This is a genomic window from Streptomyces durocortorensis, from assembly GCF_016901035.1.
GTDB classification, from domain to species: Bacteria; Actinomycetota; Actinomycetes; order Streptomycetales; family Streptomycetaceae; genus Streptomyces; species Streptomyces durocortorensis.
In genome coordinates this window covers 1-6,986 of record NZ_JAFEUF010000302.1, presented here as the reverse complement: position 1 = coordinate 6,986, position 6,986 = coordinate 1, and the positions used below count along the sequence as shown (strand labels likewise).

Here is a 6,986-nt window from a genome sequence, read left to right as displayed (position 1 = left end):
GCGGCGGTGGGGGCGGCGGGGTCGTCCTGGGCCGCGACGCGGTGCTCGGCGAGGACTCCCGTACGGTGCCGCTGGACGAACCAGTAGTAGGCGAAGCCGCCGAGCGCGACGACGCCGATGAACAGAAACGCGCCCCAGCGCAGATACCAGTGCTGCGGGCCGGTCGCGTTGTACACCTCGGCGCGCGGCCAGGCCAGGTTGAGCGACATGGCCGTGCCCCAGAGCACGGCCATGATGTTGACCGGCAGCCCCCAGCGGCCCAGCGAGAACGCGCCCTCGCGCGGCTGCCAGTCGCCGCGCAGCCTGCGCAGCAGCATCGGCACGGTGACCAGCAGATACGCCACGTAGATCATGATGATCGCGATGCTGGTGATCACCGAGAAGATCTGCGGCTGGTTGATGTTGACGACCAGGATGACGACGCCCACCACGCCGATCACCACGGCGGGCACCACGGGCGTCTTGAACCGGGGGCTGACCCGGGCGAGCACCGACCCCGCGGGGAGGTTGTTGTCGCGGGCCATGGCGAACATCAGCCGGATCCCGGCGGCCTGCACGGCCAGCACGCAGACCGTGATCGCGACGACCACCGCCCAGAGGAAGATCTCCCCGATCGTGTCGCCGAGGGTCGCCAGCACCACGTACTGGAGTCCGCCGGTGGACAGCTCCTCGGCCTTCAGGTCCGGCACCGAGAGCAGCGCGAAGAGCAGGATGAACGCGCCGATCAGGAAGGACGCGATGAGCGCCCGCAGGATGGCGCGGGGCGCGTTGCGGCCCGGGTTGTGCGACTCCTCGCCGAGCGAGGACGCGGTGTCGAAGCCGTACATGACGTACGCGGAGGCCAGCGAGGCGGTGAGGAACGCGCCGAAGTAGCCCAGCGACTGGCCGCTGCCCAGTCCGTACGTCTCCGTCAGCGCGGAGCTGGGGCCCCGGGTGATGTGGGCCGCCAGGAAGATGATCAGGGCGACGGCGGCGATCAGCTCGATGAAGACGCCCGCGGAGTTGATCCGGGCCATCAGCTTGACGCCGAACGCGTTGACCAGCGTGGAGAACAGGATCAGCACGGAGCCGAGCAGCACGGCGTTGGCCGCCTGGTCGTTCTTGCCGCTTCCGTCGCCCACGAACTGGAACCAGTCGTCGATCTGCGGCAGCGTGATCTGGTACGCCAGCGCCACGGCCGACAGGGTGACCATGGTGGCCGTCATCATCATCCAGCCGCCGAGCCAGCCGACGTGCGGGCCGCCCATCTTCTTGGCCCAGTTGTAGACCGAACCGGCCACCGGATAGCGGGCGGCCAGCTCGCAGAAGCACAGGGCCACCATCAGCTGTCCGCAGAAGACCATCGGCCAGGACCACCAGTAGGCGGGACCGCCGAAGCTGACGCCGAAGTAGAACAACTGGAAGGTGCCGGTCAGGATCGAGATGTAGCTGATCCCGGCGGCGAAGGTGTGGAAGTTGCCGAGGGTGCGCCGCAGTTCGGGCTTGTAGCCCAGCTCGCCGAGCGCGGCGTCGTCGTGGCTGCTGTCCGGCACCGCCCGCCCTTCGGGGCCCGCGCTGCCGCTCACTCGAACCACCGCTGCGGAGTCGCCGCGACATTGCGCCAGATGTGCTTGGCCTCCTGGTACTCGGCGAGCCCGGCCGGACCCAGTTCGCGGCCGAAGCCCGACTGCTTCATGCCGCCCCACTCCGCCTGCGGTACGTAGGGGTGGAAGTCGTTGATCCACACGGTGCCCGCCCGCAGCCGCGAGGCCACCCGGTGGGCCCGCCCGCCGTCCTGCGTCCAGACCGCGCCCGCCAGCCCGTACACGGTGTCGTTGGCCAGCCGGACCGCGTCGTCCTCGTCCCGGAACCGCTCGACCGTGAGCACCGGGCCGAACGACTCGTCCTGCACCACGGACATCGAGGTGGCGCACTCGTCCAGCACGGTGGGCGGGTAGTAGAAGCCGTCCGCCAGTGCCGGATCGTCGGGCCGCGCCCCGCCGCAGCGCAGCACCGCGCCCTCGGCGATGCCCTCCGCCACGTACGCCTCGACCTTGTCGCGGTGCGCGGCGGAGATCAGCGGCCCGCTGCGGGCGTCCTCGTCGAACGGCCCGCCGAGCTTGATCCGGCCCGCCCGCGCCACCAGCTCGTCGGTGAACCGGTCGTGCAGCTCGTCCTGCACGAGGAGCCGCGCCCCGGCGGAGCAGACCTGCCCCGAGTGCAGGAAGACCGCCATCAGCGCGTAGTCGACGGCGGTGTCGAAGTCGGCGTCGGCGAAGACGATGTTGGGGTTCTTGCCGCCCAGCTCCAGGGCGACCTTCTTCACGGTGGGCGCGGCGGCCGCCATGATGCGCCGCCCGGTCACGAGCCCCCCGGTGAACGACACCAGGTCCACCCGCGGGTCCTCGGTCAGCGGCGCCCCCACCACACCCCCCGCGCCGAGCACCAGATTGGCGACCCCGCCGGGCAGCCCGGCCTCGTCCAGCAGCCGCATGAGCAGGACGGCGGTGTGCGGGGTCAGCTCGCTCGGCTTGAGGACGAACGTGTTGCCGGCCCCGAGCGCCGGGGCTACCTTCCAGGCGGTCTGGAGCAGCGGATAGTTCCACGGGGTGATGAGCGCACACACCCCGACGGGTTCGTGCACCACCCGGCTGTCGACGTCCGCGAGCCCGGTGTCCACGACCCGCCCCGCGTCCCCGGCCGCGACGAGCTCGCCGAAGTACCGGAAGCAGTTCGCGATGTCGTCCATGTCGTAGGCGCTCTCGACGAGCCGCTTGCCCGTGTCCAGCGACTCGGCCCGCGCGAAGGCGTCCTTGTCCCGCTCCAGCAGCTCCGCCACCCGCAGCAGCAGCCGCCCCCGCTCGGCGGCGGGCGTGTGCGGCCAGGCCCCCTCGTCGAAGGCCCGCCGGGCAGCGGCGACGGCCGCGTCGGCGTCCTGGGCCCCGCCCTCGTCGACGGCGGCCACCAGCGTGCCGTCGGCCGGACAGCGGATCTCCCGCGTCCGTCCCTCGGCGGCGGCGGTCCACCGGCCATCGATGAACAGCTCCGGCATGGGCTCCTCCTGTACGGGGGCGGGCCGGGCGCCCACCGGGTGCGGGCCACGGCGACGACCGGCTCCCTGCGCGACGACGTCAGCACAGACGGTAAGGGGGGCCGGGCGGGTGCGCAGCACGGGCGGGGCCGATCGGAGCAGGCGCCGCCAGCCCCGGGGGCCCCGGCGGGTACGACCGAGAGCGGCACCCTCGACTACAACAACGCGTCGATCAATGGCAACGCCAACCTGCTGATCGAGATCGCGGGCTTCCTCCACGAGGGCCGACCGGACAACCTCACCGAACACCAACGCTCGGTGTGGAGGAGTCGCTCCAGGACCCAGGACAGAACATCTTCATCGCGTCCGAGTATCTGGCTCAGATCAAAGCCGAGAGTGAGTTCGTCGACGTGCCCGCAGAGGAGATGGCACCCGCCCAGTATCAGGAACTCGCCGCGCGGTACAACGGCGGACCCTACTGGGAGGGAAGCGACGCCCAGGCACACGGCCGGGGTCTCGACAACGACCTCTCCAACGCCAGGAAGGCGATGCGCTGATGTCCGACCGCACGGACATCATCCACGCGACCGAGGACGACGGGTGCCTGCGTTGGGTGATGGCCGTACCTCTTGGGATCCTGAACCTGCTCGCGGCCGGTCTCTGCTACTCGGCGTGGACGATCCGCCCGTCGGGGGTCTGGGACAGGGACGCACACGGTGCCATCACACTGCTGTGCTTCCTCACCATCGCGGTCAGCGTCATCACTCTGGTCATTACAGTGGCCCCTCCCACGGTGCGGCGCGCGATGGGCCCCTGGTGGCTGGCGCCGCCGCTGATTCTCGGGGCGGTCGCGGCGACCAGATGGGTCCTGGGCGGCTGAGGGCAGCGCTCCCGTGGCGGCCCGGGGCGGGGGCCGGCGGCCCGGGTCCTCGATAGGATTCCGACCGGGCCCTGACAGGACGTCACGGGTCGTTCAACAGTCGCTTACGCAGCGCGACTTACGCCGGTCGCGCCGTCGCGAGAACCAGCGTTCCGACCGGCGGCCGGAGACCCGGAACACCGAGTGAGTGGAGTGCCAGTCATGCGTGGAGGCAGCGTCGCCGTGGTCGGCGGCAGCATAGCGGGGTGTGCCGCGGCTCTGGCCGCGTCGCGCGGTGGGGCCGAACGGATCACCGTTCTGGAACGCGCCGACGCCCGACTCCGCGACAGAGGCGTGGGCATCGCGCTTCACAGCGACCGGTACGACGAGCTGCGGGACGCCGGGTACGTCGCCCCGGAGATGCCCTGGGCGCCGCTGACCCGGCGGGTGTGGAGTGTGCGCGACGGAGAGGCCGACCACGGCCGGGCCATCGGCGAGCAGCCGTTCCCCTTCCGCGCCTACAGCTGGGGCTCGTTGTGGAGCGAACTGCGCCGCCGGGTGCCCGAGAGGGTGTCCTACCGGTCCGGGGCCGTGGTCACCGGCGTCGAGCCGGACGCCGAGGGCGTGACGCTGCGGCTCGCGGACGGGCACCAGGAGCGCTTCGACGTCGTGATCGGCGCGGACGGATACCGCTCCGTCGTCCGCGAGGCCATGTTCCCCGGCGCGGACGCCTCGTACGCCGGATACGTCGGCTGGCGCGGCACCTCGCCGGACGTCGCGGACCTCCCGGCGGACGGCAACGACGCGCACAACATCGTCTTCCCCGGCGGTCATTGCATGATCTACCGCATCCCGGACGGCGCGGGCGGACACCGGCTCAACTGGGTGCTCTACACCGCGCCTCCGCAGGTCGACGGCCTCCACCCGGACCTGCGGACCCCCACCTCCCTGCCGCCGGGCCGGCTCAACTCCGAGCTCACCGGGCATCTGCGCGCCCTGGTCGCCGAGCACTTCCCGCCGTACTGGGCGGCCCGCGTGCTCCGCACCCCCGCCGAGACCACCTTCATCCAGCCCATCTACGACCTGGAGGTGCCGCACTACACCTCGGGCCGGATGGCGCTCGTCGGCGACGCCGCCAGCGTCGCCCGGCCGCACATCGGCGGCGGCAGCGTGAAGGCGCTCCAGGACGCCACCGCGCTGGAGGCCGCCTGGGTGGCCGGGGACAGCTGGGAGGAGGTCCTGGCGAACTACGACGCCCGGCGCGGACCCGTGGGGGCCGCCATGGTCGCGCTCGCCCGCCGGATGGGCGACGCCCAGGTCGAGAACACGCCCGACTGGTCCGCCATGGACCAGGCCGCGTTCGACGGGTGGTGGCAGGAACAGAACAGCGGGTCCGACCGGCGCAGCGGCTTCGGCGGGCACAGCATGAAGGGCCGGTAGGCGCGGGGGCGGGGCTTCGGGGGCGACCGTCCCCGAAGCCCCGCGGGCCTTCCCCGCGCCTCAGACGCCCGTCTTCGTCGCCGTCAGTTCCAGCGCGGCGTGCAGGGCGGTGGCGTCGGCGCGGGCTTCCTCCCCGTCCAGGCGCAGCGTCATCCGCCCCGAGGTGAGGACGGTGAGCGCCCCGGCGCACTCGACGGCCTGGGCGGGGCTGGGGGACACCAGCAGGACGGCGATGCCCTCGGCGGCCAGCGTGGTCACCAACGTGTGCACCTGCGTTACGAGTACGGGCGCGAGCCCCTCCGTCGGCTCGTCGAGCAGCAGCACCCGGGGTGAGCCCAGCAGCGCGCGGGCCAGCGCCAGCATCTGCTGTTCGCCGCCCGACAGATCCGTACCCCGGTTGCCCCGCCGCTCGCCCAGCCGGGGCAGCAGCTCCAGGACACGCGCGGGGGTCCACACGCTGGGGCGCGTCGTGTCACCGCGGCGCGGCGGACGGTAGGAGAGCCGCAGGTGCTCGTCGACGGTGAGCCCGGCGAACACCCGGCGGCCCTGCGGCACGAGCCCGATTCCCGCCCGTGCGGCCCGGTGGGCCGGCTGCCCGGTCACCTCACGGCCGTCGAGGCGTACGCTTCCGGCGCTCGGGCGCATGAGCCCGGCGACGGTGTGGACGAGCGTGGTCTTGCCCGCGCCGTTGTGGCCGACGACGGCGTGGACCGAACCGGCGGGCACCGCCAGGTCGAGGCCGTGGAGGACGGTGCCGCCGTGGTAGCCCGCGGTCAGGCCGGTGAGTTCGAGCATCGGGCGTCGGTCATCCTCTCGCGTCGGTGGGGGACGGGCAGACGGTCGGGATCCCTTTGCCCCGGGGGCCGTCCGGGCCCGTCGACGGGCCGGGGCCGTGGTACGCCTCGCGGACCTCGGGATGCGCCAGCACCTCCTGGGTCGGCCCGCTGACGAGCACCTTCCCCGCTGCCAACACCGTTACGGACGTGGCGAGTTCGGCGACGACCTCGACATGGTGCTCGACCAGGATGACCGCGACGTCCGACGGCAGACCGCCGATGATGCCGAGCAGCCGGCCGATGTCCCGGTCGGTCAGCCCGGCCGCCGGTTCGTCCAGGAGCAGCAGCCGGGGTCTTCCCGCCAGCGCGGCGGCGAGGTCCAGCATGCGGCGCTGCCCGTGCGAGAGCGTCGAGGCCGGCCGGTGGGCGAGGTCCGCCAGGCCGACCGTCTCCAGATGGCGACCCGCGGACTCCTTGTGCAGCCGGTAGCGGGACGGCCTGCGCCAGGCCCCGCGACGCTGCGGATGGTGCGGCCAGCCCGCCAGCACGACATTGTCCAGCACCGACAACTCAGCGATCACCGCGGGCTGTTGAAAGCTGCGGGCGATGCCGAGCCGGCTCCGTCCGGCCGTGGGCTTCCGGGTGATGTCGGCGCCGTCCAGGGTGATCGTGCCGTGGTCGGGCCGGTCGGTGCCCGCGATGAGGTTGAGCAGGGTGGTCTTGCCCGCTCCGTTGGGGCCGATGACGGCGTGCCGGGCGCCCGCCGGGAGCCGGAGGCTCACGTCGTCGACGGCGGTGAGCGTGCCGTACCTGCGGGTGAGCCGGTCGAGGGCGAGGACCGCGGGGGCGGCCGCGTTCGGTGCGGATGTCATGGGGAGGCCTTCCCGGCGGGGGTCGGGGC

The 6,986-nt window shown here is 72.5% G+C and carries 7 protein-coding genes; 3 read left to right on the top strand and 4 right to left on the bottom strand.

Features of this window, described 5'->3' with window-relative positions:
- The coding region (locus tag JS521_RS32095; RefSeq protein WP_372448635.1) for an APC family permease at nucleotides 1-1,574 on the bottom strand (1,574 nt) is incomplete at its 3' end.
- Nucleotides 1,562-3,031, bottom strand: coding sequence for an aldehyde dehydrogenase family protein (locus tag JS521_RS32090; protein ID WP_205086425.1), 1,470 nt, complete (start codon nucleotides 3,029-3,031; stop codon nucleotides 1,562-1,564). The genes JS521_RS32095 and JS521_RS32090, both read right to left, overlap by 13 nt.
- Nucleotides 3,032-3,330: 299 nt before the next feature.
- Between JS521_RS32090 and JS521_RS32085 the strand changes: the two genes are divergently transcribed.
- The 3 genes from JS521_RS32085 (at nucleotide 3,331) to JS521_RS32075 (ending at nucleotide 5,309) form a co-directional block, all read left to right on the top strand.
- Nucleotides 3,331-3,567: a hypothetical protein gene (locus tag JS521_RS32085; protein ID WP_239488138.1), complete on the top strand. Its 237-nt coding sequence runs from the start codon at nucleotides 3,331-3,333 to the stop codon at nucleotides 3,565-3,567.
- A complete protein-coding gene (locus tag JS521_RS32080; protein ID WP_205086424.1) occupies nucleotides 3,567-3,890 on the top strand; it encodes a hypothetical protein in 324 nt (107 codons plus the stop codon). The genes JS521_RS32085 and JS521_RS32080 overlap by 1 nt, the downstream gene beginning before the upstream one ends.
- A gap of 201 nt (nucleotides 3,891-4,091) precedes the next feature.
- The gene (locus JS521_RS32075) at nucleotides 4,092-5,309 is read left to right on the top strand and encodes an FAD-dependent monooxygenase (protein WP_205086423.1); all 1,218 of its coding nucleotides are present in this window, start codon (nucleotides 4,092-4,094) and stop codon (nucleotides 5,307-5,309) included.
- Between the two features lie 60 nt (nucleotides 5,310-5,369).
- Here JS521_RS32075 and JS521_RS32070 read toward each other — a convergent pair whose 3' ends face one another.
- Together JS521_RS32070 and JS521_RS32065 are read right to left on the bottom strand one after the other, a co-directional pair.
- Nucleotides 5,370-6,104, bottom strand: coding sequence for an ABC transporter ATP-binding protein (locus JS521_RS32070; protein WP_205086422.1), 735 nt, complete (start codon nucleotides 6,102-6,104; stop codon nucleotides 5,370-5,372).
- 10 nt (nucleotides 6,105-6,114) lie between these two features.
- On the bottom strand, nucleotides 6,115-6,957 hold the full coding sequence (locus tag JS521_RS32065; protein WP_205086421.1) for an ABC transporter ATP-binding protein: 843 nt from the start codon (nucleotides 6,955-6,957) through the stop codon (nucleotides 6,115-6,117).
- Between the last annotated feature and the right edge of the window lie 29 nt (nucleotides 6,958-6,986).